The sequence below is a fragment of the Streptomyces sp. NPDC045026 genome (assembly GCF_056432625.1).
In genome coordinates this window covers 171,683-194,518 of record NZ_JBWKIS010000004.1, presented here as the reverse complement: position 1 = coordinate 194,518, position 22,836 = coordinate 171,683, and the positions used below count along the sequence as shown (strand labels likewise).

20 protein-coding genes are annotated in these 22,836 nt (G+C 71.7%); 7 read left to right on the top strand and 13 right to left on the bottom strand.

The features are described 5' to 3' along the window. The first annotated feature begins 14 nt into the window (after positions 1 to 14). Entirely contained in the window at positions 15 to 1,097 is a 1,083-nt protein-coding gene (locus AC07EJ_RS11465) for a LamG-like jellyroll fold domain-containing protein (RefSeq protein WP_478884112.1), read from the top strand. A 60-nt stretch (positions 1,098 to 1,157) separates the two neighbouring features. After that, on the top strand, positions 1,158 to 3,281 hold the full coding sequence (locus AC07EJ_RS11460; RefSeq protein WP_389476411.1) for a PQQ-dependent sugar dehydrogenase: 2,124 nt from the start codon (positions 1,158 to 1,160) through the stop codon (positions 3,279 to 3,281). Positions 3,282 to 3,367: 86 nt separating this feature from the next. Here the strand turns inward: AC07EJ_RS11460 and AC07EJ_RS11455 are convergent, their stop codons facing one another. The 4 genes from AC07EJ_RS11455 to AC07EJ_RS11440 all read right to left on the bottom strand — a co-directional run bounded on the left by AC07EJ_RS11455 (position 3,368) and on the right by AC07EJ_RS11440 (position 7,245). Further along, positions 3,368 to 4,441: a mechanosensitive ion channel family protein gene (locus AC07EJ_RS11455; protein WP_478884111.1), complete on the bottom strand. Its 1,074-nt coding sequence runs from the start codon at positions 4,439 to 4,441 to the stop codon at positions 3,368 to 3,370. A 235-nt stretch (positions 4,442 to 4,676) separates the two neighbouring features. Further along, the gene (locus AC07EJ_RS11450; protein WP_389476407.1) at positions 4,677 to 5,192 is read right to left on the bottom strand and encodes an NUDIX domain-containing protein; all 516 of its coding nucleotides are present in this window, start codon (positions 5,190 to 5,192) and stop codon (positions 4,677 to 4,679) included. 29 nt (positions 5,193 to 5,221) lie between these two features. Next, on the bottom strand, positions 5,222 to 6,232 hold the full coding sequence (locus AC07EJ_RS11445; RefSeq protein WP_478884110.1) for a Gfo/Idh/MocA family protein: 1,011 nt from the start codon (positions 6,230 to 6,232) through the stop codon (positions 5,222 to 5,224). Then, positions 6,229 to 7,245: a Gfo/Idh/MocA family protein gene (locus AC07EJ_RS11440; protein ID WP_389476405.1), complete on the bottom strand. Its 1,017-nt coding sequence runs from the start codon at positions 7,243 to 7,245 to the stop codon at positions 6,229 to 6,231. The genes AC07EJ_RS11445 and AC07EJ_RS11440 overlap by 4 nt, the downstream gene beginning before the upstream one ends. Before the next feature lie 102 nt (positions 7,246 to 7,347). Here AC07EJ_RS11440 and AC07EJ_RS11435 point away from each other — a divergent pair, with 102 nt between their 5' ends. Continuing rightward, the gene (locus tag AC07EJ_RS11435; protein WP_478884109.1) at positions 7,348 to 9,102 is read left to right on the top strand and encodes an IS200/IS605 family accessory protein TnpB-related protein; all 1,755 of its coding nucleotides are present in this window, start codon (positions 7,348 to 7,350) and stop codon (positions 9,100 to 9,102) included. On the opposite strand, the gene AC07EJ_RS11430 is transcribed toward AC07EJ_RS11435, so the two are convergent. Together AC07EJ_RS11430 and AC07EJ_RS11425 are read right to left on the bottom strand one after the other, a co-directional pair. Next, positions 9,082 to 9,627, bottom strand: a complete 546-nt coding sequence (locus AC07EJ_RS11430; RefSeq protein ID WP_389476401.1) for an ABC transporter substrate-binding protein — start codon at positions 9,625 to 9,627, stop codon at positions 9,082 to 9,084. The two genes, AC07EJ_RS11435 and AC07EJ_RS11430, sit on opposite strands and share 21 nt — an antisense overlap. 35 nt (positions 9,628 to 9,662) lie before the next feature. Next, positions 9,663 to 10,814 carry an ROK family transcriptional regulator gene (locus tag AC07EJ_RS11425; protein ID WP_389476399.1) on the bottom strand — a complete coding sequence of 384 codons (1,152 nt, stop codon included), beginning with the start codon at positions 10,812 to 10,814 and terminating at the stop codon, positions 9,663 to 9,665. A 236-nt stretch (positions 10,815 to 11,050) separates the two neighbouring features. On the opposite strand from AC07EJ_RS11425, the gene AC07EJ_RS11420 reads away from it, so the two are divergent. Beyond that, on the top strand, positions 11,051 to 12,310 hold the full coding sequence (locus AC07EJ_RS11420; RefSeq protein WP_389476397.1) for an aspartate aminotransferase family protein: 1,260 nt from the start codon (positions 11,051 to 11,053) through the stop codon (positions 12,308 to 12,310). A 20-nt stretch (positions 12,311 to 12,330) separates the two neighbouring features. Next, complete coding sequence (locus tag AC07EJ_RS11415; RefSeq protein ID WP_478884108.1) at positions 12,331 to 13,806, top strand: NAD-dependent succinate-semialdehyde dehydrogenase; 1,476 nt, start codon at positions 12,331 to 12,333, stop codon at positions 13,804 to 13,806. Between the two features lie 15 nt (positions 13,807 to 13,821). On the opposite strand, the gene AC07EJ_RS11410 is transcribed toward AC07EJ_RS11415, so the two are convergent. Continuing rightward, entirely contained in the window at positions 13,822 to 14,856 is a 1,035-nt protein-coding gene (locus AC07EJ_RS11410; RefSeq protein WP_478884107.1) for a hypothetical protein, read from the bottom strand. 217 nt (positions 14,857 to 15,073) lie between these two features. After that, the gene (locus AC07EJ_RS11405; RefSeq protein WP_478884106.1) at positions 15,074 to 16,264 is read right to left on the bottom strand and encodes a hypothetical protein; all 1,191 of its coding nucleotides are present in this window, start codon (positions 16,262 to 16,264) and stop codon (positions 15,074 to 15,076) included. A 358-nt stretch (positions 16,265 to 16,622) separates the two neighbouring features. Between AC07EJ_RS11405 and AC07EJ_RS11400 the strand changes: the two genes are divergently transcribed. Continuing rightward, positions 16,623 to 17,534 carry a YceI family protein gene (locus tag AC07EJ_RS11400; RefSeq protein ID WP_393581568.1) on the top strand — a complete coding sequence of 304 codons (912 nt, stop codon included), beginning with the start codon at positions 16,623 to 16,625 and terminating at the stop codon, positions 17,532 to 17,534. A gap of 64 nt (positions 17,535 to 17,598) precedes the next feature. On the opposite strand, the gene AC07EJ_RS11395 is transcribed toward AC07EJ_RS11400, so the two are convergent. The 3 genes from AC07EJ_RS11395 to AC07EJ_RS11385 all read right to left on the bottom strand — a co-directional run bounded on the left by AC07EJ_RS11395 (position 17,599) and on the right by AC07EJ_RS11385 (position 19,568). Continuing rightward, complete coding sequence (locus AC07EJ_RS11395; protein WP_389476387.1) at positions 17,599 to 17,946, bottom strand: YciI family protein; 348 nt, start codon at positions 17,944 to 17,946, stop codon at positions 17,599 to 17,601. A gap of 69 nt (positions 17,947 to 18,015) precedes the next feature. Then, on the bottom strand, positions 18,016 to 18,906 hold the full coding sequence (locus tag AC07EJ_RS11390; protein ID WP_478884261.1) for a Vgb family protein: 891 nt from the start codon (positions 18,904 to 18,906) through the stop codon (positions 18,016 to 18,018). 5 nt (positions 18,907 to 18,911) lie between these two features. After that, complete coding sequence (locus tag AC07EJ_RS11385; RefSeq protein WP_389476385.1) at positions 18,912 to 19,568, bottom strand: CatB-related O-acetyltransferase; 657 nt, start codon at positions 19,566 to 19,568, stop codon at positions 18,912 to 18,914. A gap of 201 nt (positions 19,569 to 19,769) precedes the next feature. Between AC07EJ_RS11385 and AC07EJ_RS11380 the strand changes: the two genes are divergently transcribed. After that, entirely contained in the window at positions 19,770 to 20,741 is a 972-nt protein-coding gene (locus AC07EJ_RS11380; RefSeq protein WP_389476383.1) for a LysR family transcriptional regulator, read from the top strand. 165 nt (positions 20,742 to 20,906) lie between these two features. On the opposite strand, the gene AC07EJ_RS11375 is transcribed toward AC07EJ_RS11380, so the two are convergent. Further along, positions 20,907 to 21,806 (bottom strand): NAD(+)/NADH kinase, encoded by a 900-nt coding sequence (locus AC07EJ_RS11375; RefSeq protein WP_478884105.1) that lies wholly within the window; start codon positions 21,804 to 21,806, stop codon positions 20,907 to 20,909. Beyond that, a complete protein-coding gene (locus AC07EJ_RS11370; RefSeq protein WP_478884104.1) occupies positions 21,803 to 22,813 on the bottom strand; it encodes an SPFH domain-containing protein in 1,011 nt (336 codons plus the stop codon). Before AC07EJ_RS11370 ends, AC07EJ_RS11375 begins: the two co-directional genes overlap by 4 nt. Positions 22,814 to 22,836 lie beyond the last annotated feature (23 nt).

Sequence of the window (22,836 nt, the reverse complement as noted above, 5' to 3'; positions counted from 1 at the left end):
CGCTCGGAGGCCGTATGAGACCGCCCCGCACCAGACGTACCGCCCTCGCCCGGACCGCCGTCCATGCCGGGATCGAACCGCGCGCGAGGCCCACCCGGTCCGACCGCCGCACGCTCCGTACCCGACGCACCGCCCTCGCCGCCGTGGCCCTCGCCTCGGCCGCCGTCCTCGCAGCCGCCGCGCTTCCCGCGCAGGCGAGCGGCCCCGCCTCCGCGGTTTCCGCGCAGCCCAACGGCCCTGTCTCACATGGCCCGTTGCGCTCCCATGCGGTGGCCGCCTACGACTTCGGTCACCCCGATCCCGCCGATCCCGCGAGGGAGCGGGACATCGGACGCTCCGGCACCCCGCTCACGCTCATCAACGGCGGCTCCGCGATGCGCGTCGACGACGAGGCGTACCGGGGCAGCTCGCCCGCTCTCCAGGTCCGTCAGCAGAACCCGGCCACGGCCGGCAACGACGACTGGAAAGCGGGTACTTGGGACGAGGGCGGAGTCGGTTCCCTCGGCGCGTTCAACAACGCGGAGTCCGCCACCGTCATGGGCTGGTTCAAGATGACGGGCGACAACCCCACGCTCAACTCCAACACCACCGACCCCACCGACCGCTACGGAGCGATCGGACTCGCCGGGGTGCTCTCCGGCACCAGTGACGGGCACGCCGTACGCGCGCTGCTCGAACTCATCCAGGTCAACGGCGAGTTGAAGCTCGTCGCGCTCGGCCGCCGCCTCGACAGCGGTGCCTCCCAGACCTTCGCCGCCTCCGCCGACTGGCAGAAGGTCCTGCCCCGCGGAGAGTGGGTCCATCTGGCCGCCACCTTCGACTTCCGTGACGGCACGATGGCCCTGTATCGCGACGGAAAGCCCCTCGACGGCTTCTACGTCACACCGGGTGACCCCTGGGAGCTCACCACCACACCGGCACCGCACCGCACCTCGCCGACCGACCCGCGCGGCATCAAGATCGGCGGCAGTTTCCCGCAGAACACGCGCGAGAACAACGCCTGCGACTGCCGCATGGACGATCTCCTCTTCCTGGACCGCGAGGTGACGGCGGGTCAGGTCCGCGCCGAGTACCGGCGCATGACGCGGGGCCGCTGACACCGCGTACCCCAGTTCTTGACCTCTTCCCAGCCGTACTCGCCATCCGAAGGGACCCGCATGGCAGCACGACGCAAGAACCCAAGACTCTGGGCGGCCTTCGCCGTCACCGCAACCCTGGCCCTCGGCGGACTCGCCGCACCCTCGCACGCCGACGAGCCCGCTCCCGCCGCCGCGGCAGCGGGTCTCACCGACCCGATCCCGGAGAAGCCCGCCCAGTCGACTACGGGCCTGGTCCTCACGGAGTACGCCCAGTTCCCCGAGTCGGAGCCGGTCCCGGCCCCCACGGACCCGCGCCTGATGCGCCACGCCAGGATCAACACCATCAACGAACTCCCCGACGGCTCGGGCCGGATGGCGACCCCGGACCTCAACGGGACGCTCTACCTGACCGACCCCAACACCGCCGGCGCGGACACCGGCGGCACCCCGCACCCGTACCTCGACGTCAAGGCCGCCTTCCCGAACTTCTTCTCGGGCCGCGGCCTCGGCCAGGGCTTCGGATACGCCGCGTTCCACCCGCAGTTCGCGAAGAACGGCCGCTTCTACACCATCCACACCGAACTCGCCTCGCAGGTCACCCAGGCCCCCGACTTCAAGCAGGCAGGCACCACCACCTATCACGGCGTCATCACCGAGTGGACCGCCGACGACCCGAAGGCCGCCGTCTTCCACGGCACCCACCGCGAGGTCCTGCGCATCGGCTTCACCGGCCAGGTGCACGGCATCCAGCAGATCGACTTCAACCCGACCGCGAAGCCCCACGACAAGGACTACGGGCTGCTCTACCTCGCCGTCGGCGACGGCGGCCAGGGCGTCGGCAACAGCGAACCGCAGAACATGGCGCTCCCGCACGGCAAGCTCCTGCGCATCGACCCGGCGGGCCGCAACAGCGCCAACGGCAAGTACGGCATCCCGGCCGCCAACCCGTTCGTGTCCACACCCGGCGCCCTCGGCGAGATCTACGCCGTCGGCATGCGCGACCCGCACCGCTTCAGCTGGGACACGGGCGGCAGCCACCGCATGTACCTCGGACACATCGGCGAGCACGCCATCGAGTCGGTCTACGAGGTCAAGGCCGGCGACAACTTCGGCTGGAGCGAACGCGAGGGCCCGTTCCTCTTCGACAAGAAGACCACCGACCCGTGCGCCCGCATCGCGCCCCTGCCCGCCGACGACGCCAAGTACGGCTACACCTACCCCGTCGCCGCGTACGACCACGACCCCGGAGCGGACTGGGACTGCCGCTCGGACGTGGGCCGGGCGATCGCCGGAGGCTTCGTCTACCGCGGCAAGGACGCGCCCGAGCTGCGCGGCACGTACATCTTCGGGGACCTCGTCGACGGGCGGATCCTGGCCGCCGACACCCGCGACATGCGCCGCGGAGCCGGTCTCGCGCCCCTCAAGTCGCTGATGCTGTTCGACCAGGCCACCGGCAAGAAGGTCACCATGCGCGACCTTGCCGGGGACCAGCGCGTCGACCTGCGCTTCGGCACCGACCTCGCCGGTGACCTGTACATCGTCTCCAAGGCGAACGGCAAGGTCTGGAAGGTCACCGGCACCCGCACCTTCGCCGACTGCAAGGTGGGCCACACCCCCACGACGCACACCACCGGCGCGGACAACTGGGCCCCGGTCACCCCCGCCAAGTGGGAGTTCACCCACCGCGAGACGGTCCTGACCGAGCCGGGCGTCTCCCGCCCCGGCCCGCGCCGCCCCTTCGAGTACGCCGTCCTCACCGCGGGCCCGCGCTACTCGAACGTCACGATCGAGGCCGAGGTACGCATCGACACCCCGGTCGACATCACCAACCGGGACGTCATCGTCGTCTGGGACTACAACTCGGACACCCAGTTCCAGTACGCGCACCTGTCCAGCGACAACAGCATCTACCCGCACAACGGCCTGTTCACGGTCGACAACGCGGACCGGCTGCGCATCGACGACCAGTGGAACGGCTCCTACGGCGCGCCCCCGGCCATCAAGGACGCCGCCTGGCACAAGGTCCGCCTCACGCACTGCGCGGACACCGGCGAGACGGCCGTCTACATGGACGGCAGCCGCACGCCACTGATCACGGGCACGGACCCGGTGTTCTCCTCGGGCCGCGTGGGCTTCGGCTCGTTCGACAACAACGGCCGGATCCGGAACCTGAAGGTCAAGGGGACGGTGGCTCGCGACTGACCCGGCAAGACCGAAAGCACGTGTGGGGGAGCCGGTCCGCTGTCCGGACGGACCGACTCCCCCCTGACCGTGCCGCCGTGCCGTCGTTACAGAATCGGCGGTGCGGCCTCGCGCTGGTGCGGGATGGCCACCACCCCCTGCTGGAGGGCCACCGTCCGCGTGGGTGCCGGTATGCGGATGCCCTCGGCCCGGTACCGGGCGTGCAGGCGCTTGATGAACTCGTGCTTGATCCGGTACTGGTCGCTGAACTCGCCGACGCCCAGGATGACCGTGAAACTGATTCTGGAATCGCCGAACGTGTGGAAGCGGATGGCCGGTTCATGGTCGGGGACGGCGCCGGTGATGTCGACCATGACGCTCTCGACGACCTCGGCCGTGACCCGCTCGACGTGCTCCAGGTCGCTGTCGTAGCCGACGCCGACCTGGACGAGCAGGGTCATCTCCTGCTCCGGGCGGCTGTAGTTCGTCATGTTGGTGGAGGCGAGCTTCGCGTTCGGGATGATGACCAGGTTGTTGGAGAGCTGACGCACCACCGTGTTACGCCAGTTGATGTCGACGACGTAACCCTCCTCGGCGCTGCTGAGCCGGATGTAGTCGCCCGGCTGCACGGTCTTGGACGCCAGGATGTGCACGCCCGCGAAGAGGTTCGCGAGAGTGTCCTGGAGCGCGAGCGCCACCGCGAGACCGCCGACGCCGAGGGCGGTCAGGAGCGGGGCGATGGAGATGCCCAGGGTCTGCAGGACCACCAGGAAGCCCACGGCGAGCACCACGACCCGCGTGATGTTCACGAAGATGGTGGCCGAGCCGGCGACCGCGGACCGCGACTGCGCCACCGACCGTACGAGCCCGGAGATCACCCGGCCCGCGGTGAACGTGGCGACGAGGATCAGCAGGGCCGTCAGCGTCACGGTGACGTTGTGCCGGGTCCGGGTGGTGAGCGGCAGCGCCGAGGCGGCCACGGCCAGGCCCGCGGCGACCGCGGCCCACGGCACGAGGGAGCGCAGCGCGTCCACGATGACGTCGTCGCCGCCCCAGCGCGTGCGGTCGGCCCGCACGCCCAGCCAGCGCAGCATCATGCGCAGGAGCAGCGCCGCCGCGAGTCCCGCGGCGACCGCGATCCCGGCCACGATCAGATCGTCGGGCGTCATCGCGCGGTTCACCGGCGGCCTCCCGCGCCGTGGCCGAGGCCGTCGTACGCCGCCGGGAGCGGCCATATGTGATGAGTCGTCACCTTGCTACCTGCTTGTCCGTAAGGGGTGCTGCCGCGCCTGCACCGACGCGCCGGGACATCCTGCCGCACGCGTCGCGCGCATGTGCGCGGGGGATGGCGCTCACCTGCGTCAACGCGGCACACGCGCGTCCGAGGTCAACTCCCCGGCCGCGCGCGTCCACTCGTCAGCGCGCCGTCCCCGCACCGTCGCCGCCGCCCAGCGCGGCGTACCGCGCGTGCGCCTCCAGGGAGTCCGACACGAACGGGTACTGGCGCATCGCGTTCGTCAGACCGGCCTCGGTGAGCCAGTCGTGCCAGACGATCTCGGAGGGGAGCGGCGCGACCGGCCCGTCGACGGTGACCTCGTGGACCCCGAGCCAGTACGGGCCGATCTCCCCGCGGCACAGGTACTTGAAGACGAAGCGGACCGGGGCCGTGACCCCGAGCTCCTCCGCGAGCTCGCGGGCCGCCGCGGCCTCGTACGACTCGCCCGCGTCGACACCCCCGCCGATCAGCCAGTTGTACCGCCCGGGGAACCGCGAGACGTGCGGCGCCCGGCGGTGCACGAGGATCCGCCCCGTGGGGTCGCGGCACACGACCGTCGCCACCCGGTGCAGCCATCCCTCGCGGACGGCGGAGCCCCGGTCCACCGTGCCCAGTACGCGGTCCTGTTCGTCCACGCGGTCCACCAGTTCGCTCATGCGGCCACGATGGCAGATGCCGCCGGACGTCACCGCACCGGCACCGCCCTCCCCTCGCGCGCCGACCGGTACGCCGCGGTGACGATCCGCAGGGAACGCAGCCCTGATTCGCCGTCCGTCATGCTCGTCCCGCCGTCGCTCCCGTACAGGAACGAGTGGAGCATCAGGGCATCCAGGTTGACGCCGTAGGGCAGTTCGAAGGGCGCGCGGGACGTCTCGCTGAAGCCGTGGACCTTCTGGTCGAAGGCGTCCATCTCCAGGGTCGCCCGCTCGCCGATCACCTGCATCTGCAACCCGCCCCAGGCGGGGTGGTGTTGGGGCTGGCTCCAGCTGCAGTCGATCGTCGCGACCGCCCCGTTCGCGTACTCGACCGTGACGAGCCCCGCGGTGTCCGCGTCCACCCGCCCCTCGTGGAGCACGTTGTTGACCTGTGCGTACACCGTGGTCGCGGGGGACTCCTCGAAGAGGTCGTCCAGAAGGTCCGCGATGTGCACGGTGTGGTCCATCAGGGCTCCTCCGCCTGCCAGTTGAGGGTCGGCGAACCAGCGGCGTCGCGCGGCCGGCAGATAGCCGTTGTTGGCACCGGACACCGCGAGGACGCCTCCCGTCGTGCCCGATCGCACGGCGTCGCGGACCGCCGTGTAGGCCGGGCTGAAGCGGACGGGGTGCGCCACCGCGAGCCGCACGCCTGCGGCGCGGCACGCCGCGACCATCGCCGCGCCGTCCTCCTCCGTCGTCGCGAGGGGCTTCTCGCACAGCACGTCCACGCCGTGCGCCGCCGCCAGCTCCACGAGGGGCCGGTGGCGGACGTTCTCCGAACAGACGACGACCTTGTCGGGACCCCAGGCGAACAGCTCCTCGTACGAGTCCACGTAGGCCACCCCGAGCCGGTCGGCGAACTCCCGGCCGCGGACCTCGCCCGGAGCCGCCAGATCCGTGTCCGGGTCGGCCGCAAGGACCTCGACGCCTTGCATCCCGTCGAGCAGGCGGGCGAACCCGCCCGCGTGGACGTGCGCGAACGACAGCACTCCGACCTTCATCGGGCCGCCTCCTCGGAGATCTTGAGTTCGACGGGTTCGCCGCTGCGGGCCGAGGCGGCCGCCGCTGCCGCGATCCGCACCGCCTCGACGCCGTCGCGGGCCGTCACGCGGGGAGCGGGCCCGCCTTCCACCGCCCTGGCGAACTCGCGCAGCTCGGTGAGGTACGGGCTCTCCGTCATCGGGCTGCCGGGAATGCCCTCGCCGTCCGGCCGTGCGCCCTGGGCGAGGACGCGGAACCCGGGCAGGGCCGTCGAGTCGTGCTCCAGGATCCCGTCCGGTCCCGCGACGCGGAACGTCGTACGGAACTGGAGGTCGGGCAGGCCCCACACGCCGAGGACGTGGCTGATCGCGCCCGACGCGTGGGTCAGCACCGCCGTGCCGACCGCGACGTCGCCGCGTTTCGCGCCCGGCTCCTGGCGGCCGCGGAGCCGCGCGTGGACGCGTACGACTTCGCCCGCGAGCATGCGCGCGAAGTCGATGTCGTGGATCATCTGGTCCATCAGGATGCCGCCGGACAGGTCCGGGTCGCAGAACCACGGCGCCCACACCGGATAGGCGCCCGAGCGGGTGAAGCGCAGTACGGCAGGCGTCCCGATTCCGCCGTCGGCGACGGACCGCGCCATCGCCGCGTACGCGGGGAAGTAGCGGACCACGTGCGCGGGGAAGAGCAGGACGCCCGCCGCCTCGGCCGCGTCCGCCATCTCGGCGGCCTCGGACGCGGTGAGGGCGAGCGGCTTCTCGCAGATGACGTGCTTGCCGGCGGCGATCGCGTCGAGGGCGATGTCCCGGTGGGTGAACGTGGGTGTGCAGATGTCGACGACGGTGGAGCGGTCCAGGAGACCGGCCAGGCTGTGCGTGGCCGTCACACCGGACGTGGCGTATTTCTCGGCGAGTTTCTCCGCGTTGCCGTCCGTGGAGAGGATGGTGACGCGTGCGCCCAGCTCGATCCACGCGGGCAGATGGGCTCGGGCGATGCCGCCCGCGCCGATCAGCCCCACATCGAGGCGTGTCATGTCGTTCCTTTCCGGAAACGGGGGTTCGAGTTGTTGGCTGTTTACAGCGCATGAGCGAGTGTTGGCGTGTGTGCGTGTCCTGGCCTGATTGCTGATCCGTGGATGGCGCTGCCTGTGCAGGAGTTCGGTGGGGAGCGGGAGTTTGTGCGCCGAATGGGTGACCTTGGGGGCGGGCGGTCGTTGGGTGTGGTGGCGGACGTTTCGGTGTCGGGTGGGGGTGAAGTGGTGGGTGGGTTGCGGGCGTTGGCTGTGCCATTTGTGGCGGCGGGTCCTTCTGGGGTGGCCATTCGTACCCGCCTGAAGGGTCTGACCGCCGGAGATGTGGAGGTGCTGCGCCGGGTGGGGGCGCGCATGGGTTCGCTGGCGTCGAGGGATCTGGCGGTGCGCTCCCGGCAGGGCCTTGCACATTCCGCCGGGACGTGGGCGGTGCGTAAGCGGGAGGTGACCGCGGCCTCGTCGTCGCGATGGGCCGGCAGCGTGACGAAGGCCACGCACGATCAGTGGGCGCTGGCCCGCCGCGGGCACCACGCCCACCTGCAGTCTTTGGAGGCGGGGGTGCGCATGCTGCGGCGCCGGCTGTCCCTGCCGCTGGGCGAGAAGGGCAGCAATCATGCCCCGGGCGGCTATGGCACACGTCGGGAGTGGCACGCGAAATCCCGGCGCCTGCAGGTGCTGGAGCAGCGGCTCGCGAGGGCGCGGGCGGACTGGACGGCCGGTCGGGTCCATGTGGTGCGCGGCGGCAAACGGCTGGCCCGCATACGCCAGCACCTCGATCAGGCCGGGCTCAGCGAGCAGGCGTGGCGGGAGCAGTGGGAGGCGGCCCGCTCCTTTCTGCAGGCCGACGGAGAGTCCGGGAAGCGCTGCGGCAACGAGACCGTTCGCATCACGCCCGAGGGTGAGGTCAGTATCAAACTCCCGGCGCCGCTGGGCGGGTTGGCGAATGCTTCGCACGGCCGGTATGTGCTGTCCGGGCGGGTGCGGTTCGCCCACCGTGGCGAGGAGTGGGGGGATCGGGTGGCGGCGAACCGGGCCATCGCCTACCGCATCCACCACGACGTACAGCGCGGCCGCTGGTATGTGACCGCATCCTGGCAGCGCCCGGTCACACCGAGCATTCCGATCGAGGCCGCGCTGGCGCAGGGGGTGATCGGGGTGGATACCAACGCCGATCACCTGGCCGCCTGGCGGCTGGACATGCACGGCAACCCGATCAGCAACCCACGGCGCTTCTTCTACGATCTGTCCGGTACCACCGAACATCGCGACGCCCAGGTCCGCCATGCGCTGACCCGCCTGATCAACTGGGCCACCACTTGCGGCGTCCGGGCGATCGCGGTGGAGGATCTGGACTTCACGGCGGCCAAGACCCGGGAGAAGCACGGCCGCAAGAGGTGCTTCCGGCGGCTGATCTCCGGGATGCCGACGGGGAAGCTGCGGGCCCGGCTGGTCTCGATGGCCGATGCCACCGCCATCGCGGTCATCGCCGTGGATGCGGCCTACACCTCCAAGTGGGGCGCGAAGCACTGGCAGAAGCCCCTCACCTCCGACAAGCGGAAGACCACCGGTCACGATGCGGCGAGCATCGCGATCGGACGGCGTGCCCTGGGACATCCGATCCGGCGACGGACGGCACCGCCCCGCACCCACCAGAGCGACGGATGCGGGCATCGGACCGTCCAGGCCGGCCCGGACACCCCAGGGTGCGAGGAACCCCGCCCCCGCGTTCCCGGACCACGGACACGATCCGTGCCGCCCGGACGCGGAGTGCATGCGGGCAACCAGCGTGTCCAAGACCGTTCGGGACACGCGGCTGAGCACGAGCCCTGGCAACAGGACTCACTCCCGCTCAGTCTTTAGAAACGGTAGAAGTTCTTCTGCCGGTCCATCTCGGTGGCGATCCCGTACACCCGCGTCCGCGGGTTCGTCAGCTCGCGCGCCGAGTCCCGAACGTCGTCCCAGGTCCTGGAGGCGTCGGGGTGGCCGACGCCGGCCTTGTCGACGGCCGAGCGGGGTGCGGTCGCGGGCCGCGTACCGGTCGAGCGGCTCCAGGACGCCGTTGGCCGCGTACAGCTGGATGTTCACGGCGTTCATCCAGAACACGTCCGGGGCGGTCCCGCCGCGCATCGAGGTCCTGAGCGTCGTCCAGTACGAGCTCCAGGGCGTGAGCTGGATGTCCACGGAGATGTCGGGATTCTTGGCCTCGAACGCCTTCACGATCTGCTGCATGCCCGCGAGCTGGGCCTGGTCCCAGATGCCGTACGAGATGGTGGTGCGGCCGCCGCCGCCCGACGAGGTGGAACCGGAAGCCCCGCCGCCGCTGTCGCAGGCGGCCACGAGGGGCGTGGCCGCGAGCGCACCGGCGAGAAGCGTTCTCCTGCGCATACGCGCCTCCGGAGGGTGAGGGGGACGGTGTGAGGTCAGGGTGCGGGGGACGGGCGCAACGGGCCTGTTCCATAAGGGAGATGAGCGTCCAGAGCGTCCAGCGCGCGGCGCACCGCACCGAGGGCCACGCCCTCACGGCCGAGCGCGCTGACCGCGATGCGCGGCACGTGCAGCGTCAGTGGCCGCAGATGTTCCGTGAGCAGGGGCCCGAGCGGCTCACCGACCGGGGCGAGCGCGCCCGAGAGGACCATGAGCTCGGGGTCCAGGGCGAGAACCAGCGCGGCGATGCCCGGGGCGACCCCGGCGAGATAGTCGTCGAGCACGGCCCGCGCCCCCGCGTCCCCGGCCCGCACAGCCCGCGCGAGGGCGTCCGTCTCGGACTCGCCCGCGAGCCGCTCACCGTCCCACGCCAGCCACATCTGCGCGGCGTCCAGGCCGAGTTGGGGCAGGATCCCCAGCTCGCCCGCTCCGCCGCGGCGCCCCCGGTGCAGCTTGCCGTTGATCATCAGCCCGCAGGAGATGCGCCGCCCCACCAGGACGCACGCCACGTCGTCCGCGAGCGTCGCCGCGCCCTGCCAGTGCTCGGCGAGCACCGCGAGATTCACGTCGTTCTCGACGAGGATCCGGCACGGGAAGTCGTCGGCGAGCCGTCGCGCGAGATCCAGGTCGGTCCACTCGGGGACGATCACCGAGCGGATCCGGCCCGTGTCGTCGACCATGCCCGGCACACCGATGCCGATGGCCCAGACGGCCTCGGCCCGCAGATTCTGCTCGACGAGGAAGCGCCGCAGCCGCACGCGGAGCAGCTCGATGCGCTCCCTGCCGCTCAACTCCTCGGCGATGTCCTCCCGTTCACGCGCGACGACCTCGCCGTCGAGCCGGGCGAGCACCAGCACGATCTTGCGCAGTCCGATGTCGACACCGACGACGTGCCCGGCCTCGGCCCGGAAGCGCAGCCGGCGCGCCGGGCGGCCGGGGGTGCGCCCGGCGGGCGGAGCGCCGGTCTCGGCGATCCAGCCCTGCGAGACGAGCTCGTCGACCAGTGCCTCGACCGTCGGCCGCGACAGCCCGGCCGCCCGCGCCAGCTGGCTGACGGTCTGCGGGCTCTCCCTGCGCAACGCCCGCAGGACCACACCCGTATTGAGCCCGCGCAACGCCGCAAGGTCGTGCCCACGCGCCCCAGCCATGCCGACTCGCTCCCCTCACATCGGGTTGCGCAGGACTGTTGCATATCCCGACTCCCTTGGGAACCCTGCCGGTTGAGCCGGTTACGCAGAACTCTTGCGAATTGCCTTCGCGGGCCCACGGCCGGCGACGGGGGCGAGAGCCATGGCGGCCACCCGGGTGACCCGCGACCCCCAAGGGGCGGATCGCCACAGATGGCCCATTGACGCGCTTTCGGCTCAGCATTGAGGGTGGAGGCATGACGCGACTGTCCGAGCATCTGCGCCAGGCCACCCCCGTCGTCGCCGAACGCGGGGAGGGCGTCCATCTCTACGGCACCGACGGCCGCCGATATCTGGACTTCACCGCCGGGATCGGCGTCACCAGCACCGGCCACTGCCATCCGCGCGTGGTCGCCGCCGCCCAGGAGCAGGTGGCCACCCTCATCCACGGCCAGTACACGACCGTCCTGCACCGGCCCCTGCAGCGCCTCGTCGAGAAGCTGGGATCCGTACTGCCCGAAGGACTCGACAGCCTGTTCTTCGCCAACTCCGGCAGCGAGGCCGTCGAGGCGGCCATGCGGCTCGCCCGGCACGCCACCGGCCGGCCCAACATCGTCGTCGCGCACGGCGGCTTCCACGGCCGCACCGTCGCCGCCGCCTCCCTCACCACGTCCGGCACGAAGATCCGTACCGGCTTTGGTCCGCTGATGGCGGGCGTCGCCATCACGCCCTTCCCGAACGCCTACCACTACGGCTGGGACGAGGACACCGCGACGCGGTTCGCGCTGCGCGAGTTCGACCACCTCCTCCAGACCGTCTCCGACCCGGACGACACCGCCGCGATCCTCGTCGAACCCGTCCTCGGCGAAGGCGGCTACGTCCCCGCCAACTCCGCCTTCCTGCAAGGACTCAGGGAGCGCGCCGACCGCCACGGCATCCTGCTCATCCTCGACGAGGTGCAGACCGGCGTCGGCCGCACCGGACGTTTCTGGGGCCACGACCACTTCGGCGTACGCCCCGACGTCCTCATCACCGCCAAGGGCCTCGCCAGCGGCTTCCCGCTCTCCGGGATCGCCGCCCCCGAGGCACTGATGCACAAGGCGCGGCCCGGCTCCCAGGGCGGCACCTACGGCGGCAACGCCGTCGCCTGCGCCGCCGCGGTCGCCACCCTGGAGGTCGTCGAGGAGGAAGGCCTCGTCGCCAACGCGGCCGCCATGGGCGCCCGCCTGCGCTCCGGCCTGGAGGACATCGCCGCGAAGACCGAGGCGATCGGCGATGTACGGGGCCTCGGCCTGATGCTCGCCAGCGAGTTCACCACCCCCGACGGGGAACCCGACGCGGCCACCGCCGTACGTGCCCAGCAGGCCGCCGCCGACGAAGGACTGCTGCTCCTGCTCTGCGGCCCCTGGGGCAACGTGGTGCGGATGATTCCCGCGCTCATCGTCGACGAGGGGCAGATCGACGACGGCCTGCGGGCCTGGGCCGCGGCCGTGGAGACCGCGACGGCAACCCGCTGACCAGCGACGGAGGAACACGCATGACCACGACCCACCCCACGCCCCAAGTCGTCGAGGACGTCCCCAAGCAGCTCCTCGTAGGCGGCCGCCTTCAGGACGCGGCCGGGGGCCGCACCTTCTCCGTCGACAACCCGGCCACCGGCAGGAGCCTGTGCGAGGTCGCCGACGCGGGCCCCGACGACGGCCGCCGCGCAGCCGAGGCCGCCGCGGCCGCACAGGAATCATGGGCCGCCACCGCGCCCCGCGCGCGGAGCGAGATCCTGCGCCGCGCCTACGAGATCATCATCGCCCGCACCGACGAACTCGCTCTCCTCATGACGCTGGAGATGGGCAAGCCCCTCGCCGAGGCGCGTGGCGAGGTCGCGTACGCCGCCGAATTCTTCCGCTGGTTCTCCGAGGAGGCCGTACGCATCGAGGGCGGGTTCGCGCCCTCGCCCGACGGCCGCAGCCGCCACCTGATCATGCGCAGGCCCGTCGGCCCCTGTCTGCTCGTCACCCCCTGGAACTTCCCGCTCGCCATGGGCACCCGCAAGATCGGCCCGGCCGTCGCCGCGGGCTGCACCATGGTCCTCAAACCCGCGCCGCAGACACCCCTGTGCACCCTGGCCCTGGCCGGGATCCTCACCGAGGCGGGCCTGCCCGACGGCGTCCTGAACGTCGTCACCACCACGGACGCGGGCGCCCTCGTCGAACCGATGCTGCGCGGCGGACTCATCCGCAAGCTGTCCTTCACCGGGTCCACCCAGGTCGGCCGGATCCTCCTCGCCCAGTGCGCCGACACCGTCGTGCGTACCTCGATGGAGCTCGGCGGGAACGCGCCGCTCATCGTCTTCGACGACGCGGACCTCGACACGGCCGTCGAGGGCGCCATGATGGCGAAGATGCGCAACATGGGGGAGGCGTGCACGGCCGCGAACCGCATCTTCGTGCACAGCTCCGTCGCCGACGAGTTCGCCTCCCGGCTCGCCGCGCGCATGAGCGCCCTCACCGTCGGCCCCGGCACCGAACCGGGCACGAACGTCGGGCCGCTCATCGACGCCGCGGGCCGCGACAAGGTCGACCGGCTCGTCCGGGACGCGGTGGACCGTGGCGCGAAGGTCCTCACCGGAGGTGAACTCCCGGACAGAGAAGGCTACTTCTACCCGCCGACCGTTCTCGTGAGGGTGCCGCGCGACGCCGGTCTCACCGGGACCGAGATCTTCGGCCCCGTCGCGGCCCTCTTCACGTTCGACGACGAGGACGAGGTGGTGCGCGCCGCCAACGACACCGAATGGGGCCTCGTCAGCTACCTCTTCACCCGCGACCTCGACCGGGCGCTGCGCGTCGGGGAACGCCTCGAGACGGGCATGGTCGGTCTCAACACCGGCCTCGTCTCCAACCCGGCCGCACCCTTCGGCGGAGTCAAGCAGTCCGGCATCGGCCGGGAAGGAGGCAGGGTCGGCATCGACGAGTTCCTGGAGTACAAGTACCTGGCGATCCCGGCGCCTGGGCAGTGACGCGCAGGCGGCTCCTCAGAGGCGCTCCAGTGCGCGGAACGCCATTAACTCCGCCACCAACTCCCTTGCCAGGGGAGCAAGTTCACGAATCGGCAGTGGCCGTCCGGAGTTGAGGACCCGCAGTACGGCGGCCAGGTCGGCGGCCGGCAGCTCCGTGGCCGCCACCTGGCCGCACGCGGAGAACAGCCGCCGGCCGGCGGCCTCGCTCCACAGCACGCGCTCCGTGGCGCGCACGACGTCGTCGTCGCCGAACCTGCCGCGCGGCGCCGGCGGCGGCACGGGCCAAAAGCCCCCGGCCGTCCAGTGCCGCAGGGAGTGCCGGGCGACGCGTTCCTCCAGCGGCCCGTGTGCGCCCACCGCACGGAAGTGCGCGAGTGCGCGCTCCAGAGGCGCGGGCAGCTCCGCCCCCGCCCCCGCCCCCGCCTCGGCGTCGGGCACGAGCAGCACCTCCTCGCCGGACGGACCGGCGCCCGTGGGATCCGGGTCCGGCGCGAGGAGGGTCTCGGGCGTCACGTCGTGCAGCAGGCCGTACAGCTCGGACGCCGCCTGCCGCCCTTCCCGTACGACGCTCACGCGCACGCCGGTCGACGCCCACCCGGCGTAGGGCTCGGCGACGGGGGAGAAGTGCGACGGCCAGTACAACAGGTCACCCGGATTCGCCTCGACGGTGAAGGATCCGCCCCGGTCCGCCGCGCCGAACCGCATCCGCTGCCGACCGCCCAGCACGAACAGGAACGTCGCGACGCGCTGCCCGGGAAGCGCCTCGGCGAGCGGCTGCTCGTACGTCCCGTGCACCAGCGTGGTGTACGCACTCTGCACGGGCTGCCCCTCGCGCGCCCACAGACCGGCGAAGAAGTCGCGCTCGCGCGCCCACAGCGGATGGTGGAACGCGTGGAACGCGTGAAGCGAGAGGGAGTACGGCTCGCCGCAGAGCTGCCGGACGAGGCGCTGGTGGTAGCCCGCGAACGAGCCGTCCCGCGGCTGCGGCAGGAAGTCGCCGGGGTCGGCCTGGGGCTCGCCGCCGACCGCGAACCCCGCGTAGGGCGGCACGCCGAACGGCCCGCCGCGGCGACGGCGGTCTCGAACACCTCGTGCGCCTCGAAGGGGGCGGGCGCGACCGACTTGAACAGCACGGGGCGCCGGTCCCAGTACCGCTCGCCGAAGACCCGCCAGTCGAGCCGGCCGAGCCGGTCCGGCTGCCCCTGTTCGGCCGGGGTGGCGGGAGCGGGAGGGCGGCGTGCGGGCTCGGAGGCGCGGGGATCCTCCCTCATACCGCCCCGTCTTCGTCCACCAGTTCGATGGCGCGTAGGCGATGCAGGTCGGACAGGAGCGCGATCAGCATCTTCACGGGCATCCGCGAGCTGTGGCCCAACTCCCCTATGTCGAGAGCCCTTCCGGACCGCAGCACGTCCCTGACGCGTTCGGGTGCGGCCCCCTCGACCGACAGGGTGTGCCCGTTCGCGGCCCACACGGCGCGTCCCGGCCCGTCCGGTACGCGGAAGAGCTGGGCCGAGGCCCGTATGCGCAGGCCGGGGTGCAGGGGTACGGCCGGTCGTGGCGGGGGCGCCGGTTCGAGACCCGCCGCCGACCTGCGGGCCGCCCAGGCCACGCGCAACTCCCTTGCCGTTCCCGGGCCGGCGGCGAGCCCGGCGAACAGCCGCGCGGCGCCCGCGACAGGCTCCGCAGCGCCGATCTCTCCGTCCGGGCTCGCGGGAGGAGGGAACGGCAGGACGCCGGGGCCGCCCGCGTAGGCGGGGTCTTCCTGCATCCGGTCCGCGAGGAGTCCCCGCACGTGGGTGAGGACGGCGGCGCGACGGGCGGGGACGACGAGCCGTAACGTGGTGCAGCCGTCGAGGTAGTGATCGAGATGGCGGCAGCCGGCCGGCCAGTACAGCAAGTCCCCCGTTCCAGCCGCGAGTTGATACTCGGTGCCGGTGTGCTCGGGCCAGAGTCTGACCGTCATCGTCCCGGAGAGTACCCACGTGAGCGCGAACGAGCCGGGGCGCGGGGCGGGTGCGTCCGGTCCGGTGCAGTGCTCTCCGAGGGCGAGTTCGGCCGTCACGGGCAGGGCGGGCCAGCCCACCGCCCGCCACAGCCCGCAGACGAGTTCGCGCACGCGCGCCCAGACTCCGAAGTCCCGCCACAGCGGCTGCCGCACGGTCAACAGCCAGCCGGATCCGGCGAGTTGACGGTTCAGTCGTTCCCGGTAGGCGTCCGGGCCCGGGTCGTGGTGGCCGGGCAGCAGTGCGCCCGGGGCGCGTAATCGGCCCTGCTTCGCGGTGGCGAAGCGGACGCCTGCCGCGTCCTCGGCGGGCGGTGCGCAGGAGGCGGCGACGACCCCGTACGCCTGCTCCGGTGCGAGGCCCGGGGCGAACGGAATCGCGGCGGGCTCCTTGCCCCAGTGCGCTTCGGCGAACCGTTTCCACCTGGCGGAGAGGTCGGGCTCTGTCGCATTCATGGCGTCGAGAATCTGTCAGAGCGCGATCGAGCGAGTCAACGGTTGACCCGTAATCGGCAGACATATGGCGCGGAAGCGGTGCTGCGTCCCAGTGGTCCGCCGTGGTTCGCGGTGGCCCCCCGTGACCCGTCCGGCACGGAACGGGGAGGGGTGCGGGCCTGGTCGAGCGGCGGCTGAAAGGTGAAGAAACTGTGGAATCTGGAGCGCTCCAGCGGCGGTATGTCGGATTCCCATGTATTCACCACGGAGTTGCCGCCGGTAACCCTTAGCGGCCTTGATCAGCGGAGATCGCAGACATGGGATCGTATGTACGAGCCCGCTGCGGAGGTTCTGCGGCCGAACCCGAAAGGTGATCTGCATGCCCCTCGCGCTGTTCAGGAGGAGCCGGGCCGGACGCGACTCGCGCGGGGCAGGGCTGGTGCACCCTGTGCCGCACGGTGCCGGCGCCTTCCACTGTGAAGTGGCCGACCCCATGGGGCAGCCGATGGCGGGAGCGGACGTCACCGTGACGCAGGTCGGCAACGGCCGTATCGCGGCGAAGGTGACCAGCGACCCGTACGGCCTCGTCTTCCTCACACTGCCGCCCGGCCGGTACGGCGTCATGATCGCGGCCAACGGCCTGAAGCCCCATCAGCAGACCGTCGACGTCGTCGCCGGCGAGACGCTCCCGCTGACCTCCGTGCAGCTGAACATGGGACGGCCGCCGGAGCTGCCGCAGCCCGGCACCTGGCTCTTCGACCCGCCGCACACCGCGATCCGGTTCATCGCCAAGCACGTCGGCATGGCCCACGTCCACGGCCGGTTCACCCGCTTCGACGGCGGCATCCAGGTCGCGGACGACATGGCGGACTCGCGGGTCGAGGTGCAGATCGACGCGGCGAGCATCACGACCGGGAACAAGACCCGGGACAACCACCTGCGTTCGGCCGACTTCCTCGATGTCGAGCGCTACCCGTACATCCACTTCTCCTCCGACCGCTTCGTGTATCGCGGCGGCACCAAGTGGACGATCCAGGGCGCCCTCACCATGCACGGCGTCAGCCGCACGGTGGAGCTGGACACCGGCTATCTCGGCATGGTCAACGGCGGTTACGCGGAGGAACTGCGCTGCGCGGCCCTCGCCACGGCCGAACTCCACCGCGAGGACTACACCTTGGACTGGCGGAGCATGCTGGCCCGGGGCATCGCCGTGGTCGGCCCCACGGTGAAGCTGGAGCTCGACATCCAGGCGATGTACCACAGCCACGACACGCCCACGCCGCCGGAGTAGGGCGCGAACGCCTGGGTCCACGGATTCCGCCGACCCGTGGACCCAGTACGACGGCGATCGGGGCTCAGGCGGATTCGAGGAGCGGGCGGATCTCGATCGTCTCCGGAGTAGGCAGGGACTTGGCCAGTTCGACGGCCTCCGCACGGTCGGCCACCTCCACCACGAACCAGCCGCCGAGGGTCTCCTCGCCGGTGTGCGCGGGCCCGTCGGTCACCGATGACGCCCCGTCGGACGTCTTGCGCACGGTCGCCGGGCTGTTGTTCTCGGTGTCCAGGGCGTCGCCGCCCACCAGCTTTCCGGCCGCCGCGAGCTTGCCGATCCAGTTCTCGTAATCCGCGCGGTAGGTGTCCCGGTCGGCCTGGATCCGGCGGCGGGACTCATCGGTCTCAAAGATCACGAGGGCGTATTTCACGGATGTTCCTCTCGGGCCGCCGTGCGGGCGGCCGTTGTTGACGTCTGGCGGGTGTGAGGGAGTCGTCCGTCAGGTGGCGCTGTCCACCGAGGCGATGCGGGCCAGCGCACCGATCTCCAGAGCTGCCCACAAGGCGCCGTCGGCACCGACGGTGATGCCGTGCGGCTCGGAGCCGGGGGTGGGCAGGTCGTGCACGGTGATGGTGCCGTCGGGAGTGATCGAGCCGACGCGGTTGCCGCCCCAGTCGGTGAACCACGCGGTGCCGTCGTCGGCGACGGTGATGGCGTGGGGCCGCGCTGCGCGGTCGGGGAGCGGGAATTCGGTGATCTTCCCGTCGGGGGTGATCCGTCCGATCTGACCGGCGGCGATTTCGACGAACCACAGTGCCCCGTCGCGCCCGGCGGTGATGCCCACCGGTGCGGCGTTCTCGGTCGGCAGTGGGTGGAGGGTCACTGCGCCGTCCATGCCGATCCGGCCGACAGCGTTCGTCTGGTTGAGCGTGAACCACATCGCGCCGTCGTCGCCGGCGGTGATCGCGGAAGGGAACGCGCCCGTGACGGGGAGCGGGAACTCGGTGACCAGGCCGTCGGGTGTGATGCGACCGATGCGGTCGGCGGCGGTCTCGGTGAACCACAGGGCGCCGTCCGGCCCTGCTGCGATGCCGAAGGGCCCGCAGTCGGGGGTGGGTATCGCGAAGTCTTCGATGAGGCCGCCGGTGGTGATCCGCCCGATGCGGTGGGCCTGGTACTGGGTGAACCACAGGGCGTCGTCGGGGCCGTGCACGATGACGGTCGGCCCGCACGCGGGGTCGAGCTGGTGGCTCGTGGGTTCTTCGCCGGGGACCAGCCGACCGATCCGGCCGCTGTGGACCAGGGTGAACCACAGGGCGCCGTCCGGCCCGGTGGTGATGGCGTACGGTCCGGCCCCGCTGTCCGTCACAGCGTGCTCTTCGATGGACATCTGGGTCACAGAGGCTTCTCCAGATCGTGCTCGGCGGCGATGCGTGCGATGTCCGCGGGAGTTCCGGCCATGATGACGCGGGCGTGTTCGGTGACCAGCTCGACAGGCCAGTCCCACCATGCTGCGCGGAGCAGTCGCGAGACGTCTTCGTCGGTGAACCGCTGCCGGATCGGCCTGGCCGGGTTACCACCGACGATGGTGTACGGAGGGACATCTGAGGTGACCATGGCGCCGGCCGCGATGATGGCGCCGTCGCCGATGTGCACACCCGGCATGACGGTCGCCCCGTGACCGAACCAGACGTCATTGCCGATGACGGTGTCCCCGCGGCTGGGCATGGCCGTGACGATGTCCAGGGTTTCCTCGGCCCAGCGGCCGCCGAACATGGTGAACGGGAAGGTGGACACACCCATCGTCGGATGCTCCGCGCCGGCCATCAGGAAGCGGGTCCCCGTGGCGATCGCGCCGTACCTGCCGATGATCAGGCGCTCCGGCCCGTAGGCGTAGAGCACGTTGCGGTGCTCGAACTCCGTCGCGCCGTCGGGGTCGTCGTAGTAGGTGTACTCGCCGACGACGATCTTCGGTGAGGCGACCAGCGGTTTGAGGAACACCACCCTGTCGTGCGCGGGGAGCGGGTGAAGGGTGGTCGGATCAGGTGCCAAGGTGTGGATCCTTCGTGTGGTGCGCTCCGCGGCGGCGGACGATGCGGAGAGGCGAAGGGACGGGTGGGCCGGCTGACTGCTGTTCCCAGCCGGGTGCCGGTGGGCCGGTGGGCCACGGCCGAGTCTCGCTTAGGCTGTTCGGCCGGAACAACGCCGAGTTCCGTATAGCAGCCATAAGCGGGAGTGATCAATGGGGGAGCCGTGGAACTGCGGGACATCGAGATCTTCCTGACGCTGGCCGAAGAACTGCACTTCGGCCGGACCGCGGAGCGGCTGCATCTCTCCCAAGCACGCGTCAGTCAGTCCATCAGCCGGCAGGAACGCCGCCTGGGCGGGGCCTTGTTCGACCGCAGCAGCCGCACCGTGACACTGACGCCTCTGGGCGGGCGGCTGCGCGACGATCTCCGCCCCGGCTACGAGTTGATCCGCAAAGCCCTGACGCATGCGGCGGATTCCGCCCGCGGTTGCTCAGGGACCGTGCGGCTGGGGACGATGGGCGTACTCCCCTCCGAAGTGGCCTGGCTGGTGGAGGAGTTCTGCGCCCGCCACCCCCAGTGCAGTGTGGAGTTCGTGGAGTACCACTTCAGCGATCCGCTCGCCCGGATACGGGCCGGCGAGGTAGCGGCGCAGCTGATGTGGCTCCCGGTGCCTGAACCCGGACTCAGGCTCGGGCCTGTCGTGCTGACGGAGGGCCGGGTACTGGCCGTGGCCGCGGGCTCCGATCTGGCGTCACGGGCTCGGGTGTCGCTCGAGGACCTGGCCGGTCGGACCGTTCCGGACCCCGGCACGCGTACTCCGGCGGAGTGGTACCGGGCGATGTGCCCGGAGCGGACGCCTGGCGGGCGGCTGGTCCACCGCGGCCCGCAGGCGAGGACCTTCCACGAGGTCCTCGCCTTGGTCGCCACCGGGCGCGTGGTGTGCCCGTTCAACGCCCATGTCCCGCGCTATTACGCCTATCCCGGAGTGGTGCTGGTCCCGATCGATGATGCGCCCCTCACCGAATGGGCGCTCGTCTTGCCCGAGTCCGCCCCCGCGCCGCATGTACGGGCGTTCGTGGAGACCGCCCGCGAACTGGGGGCGCGTGAGATCGGCAGGGGCGGAGCCGGTGACGAGCGACCAGGCGTGTCGGGCGCGGAGGCGCACCACGCAGGCGATCCAGGCGCAGCCGCGTAGAACGGCGTCGACGGCGGCTGCAGGCCCTGGACTTGCTGTCCGGTCCGCGGCCACGTCGCCGACGAGTGCGAGGGTCTCTTCGTGTACGTCGTCCGGCATCGCGGCGCGTGCCGCCTGCGCTGGTCGGGCCAGGTCCACCGACGTGCACAACGCCTCCTTGTCCGGTCAGGCCACCAGTCGCAGCCGTTCCCGGGCCCGGCCCACCCGCACCGTCTGGCCCCAGGTCAGTTCCAGGGCGTCGCTCTCCACGCCGTCGCCGAAAGCGACCAGGCGGTCGGACTCGACCGTGACGCGCAGCCGGTCGGTGGGGCCGAGTGAGCCCTCCACGCGTGACGTTCCCGTGGCGGGGGAGGGCCAGGCCTCGCGGACGAACCAGAGCAGCCGGGAGTCCGCCGGGCCCGGCAGCGTGAGGGCGCTCCCGTGCTGCTGCCACAGCGAGCGCAGCCACCCGGTGGCGCCGGTCCCGGTGCCGATGAGGACGCCCGAGGAGGCCTGGGCCTCGAGCGCGTGCGAGTCGTCGTCGGGGCCGATCCGGTAGCGCGCCGTCTGGTGCGACGGCGGGCCGAGGTAGATCTCGTTGAGCGCGAGCAGCCGCTGCGTGTCGTCAGCGACGGCCTCCACCATGGTGAGTTCGTCGGCGGGCGCCCGGTCCGAGACGGTCGTCGGGAGCAGTTTCGCCGCGTCGGCCGCGCGGTGCCGCACGAGGACCCCCGGGTTGCGCCCCGGATCCGCGTCGATGCCGACGACCGGCTGGCCCGACAGGTACTTGGCGGCGTTCGCGACCAGGCCGTCCTGCCCGACGACGACCACGACGTCCTCCGGGCCGAACAGGAACCGGTCCAGGTCCGCCCGTTCCAGACGGGTCCTGCGCCACGTGAGCGGCACGGCCGCCGCGACCTCCGCGAGCGCACGCGTCGTACGGTGATGGCGCTCGGCGACCTCCTCGACGGAACGGCCGCGCGAGGAGAGGAAGAAGGCGGCCTGGCCGTGCGTGCCGTGCCGGGCCAGCAACTCCTGGTATTCCGTGGTCCGGTGGACGAGTACGGCGCGGGGGGCGAGCGTCACGACCGTGCACCCCGGTCGTTTCCGAGCCGGGCGAGCAGGCCCGTGAGCACGTCGGGGGAGAGGGTCAGGTTCTCGATCCGCGGCAGGTTCTGTGCGAGCTGCGTGGCGGCGAGGGCGTGCAGGGTCGCGGCGTCCACCTCGGAGTGGACCCGCAGCCACGCCTCCTGCGCGTGCGCCCGAGCCTCGCCGACCGCGCGCGCCGCCTCGGCCTCGCCGCCGGCCAGGCGCACCGCCCGCGCGGCCTCCGCCTCGGCGCGCACCGCGTCGGCCGCCGCGTTCTCCTCGGCCTCGCGGCGCGCGTTCGTACCGCGCTGCTCCACCAACTGCTCTTCCTGCCGGGCCAGTTCGATGCGGCTGCCGAGCTCGTTCTCGGCGATGGCGCGCTCCCGCTCGACCGCCACCGCGCGCCGCTCGTACGTGGCCCGGTCGGCCTCCTGCTGGATCCGCTCCCTGGCCGGGGTGCGCAGTGCCCGCTCGACCTCGGGCTCGGGGCGCAGCGCCACGACGCGCACGGTGACGACCTCGACGCCGGTCGCGGGCAGTCGGGGCTCCGCGGCGAGACCCGCTGCGACCCGTTCGCGCACCGCCGTCACGCCGTCGGCGAGGACCTCGGCGAGCGGGGTGCGCGCCAGGACGTCCAGTGCGTGCTGCTGCGCCGTCTCCGTGAGCAGCGCGGACAGCTGCTCCAGGGGTGTGCCGCGCCACGCGCCGGTGTCCGGGTCGAGCGAGAAGTCGAGCCGGGCGGCGGCGAGCGCGGGGTCGCTGATCCGGTACGTCACCGAGGCCTGCACGGCGACGTCCTGGAAGTCGGCGGTCCGCGCGTGGAACGTGACCGCCAACTCCCGGTCGTCCACCGGTATTTCGGACAGCGCCGCGCTCAGCGCCCGGAACCAGAAGCTCAGGCCCGTGCCGTCGTGGGCGAGCGTTCCGCGCTTATGGTGACGGATGTGGGCGGTGGGTGCGCAGCGCAGGTGGTGCAGTCCGAAGCGTCGCTTGATGTCGGCCATGACAGGAACCCCCTAGGTGTTTT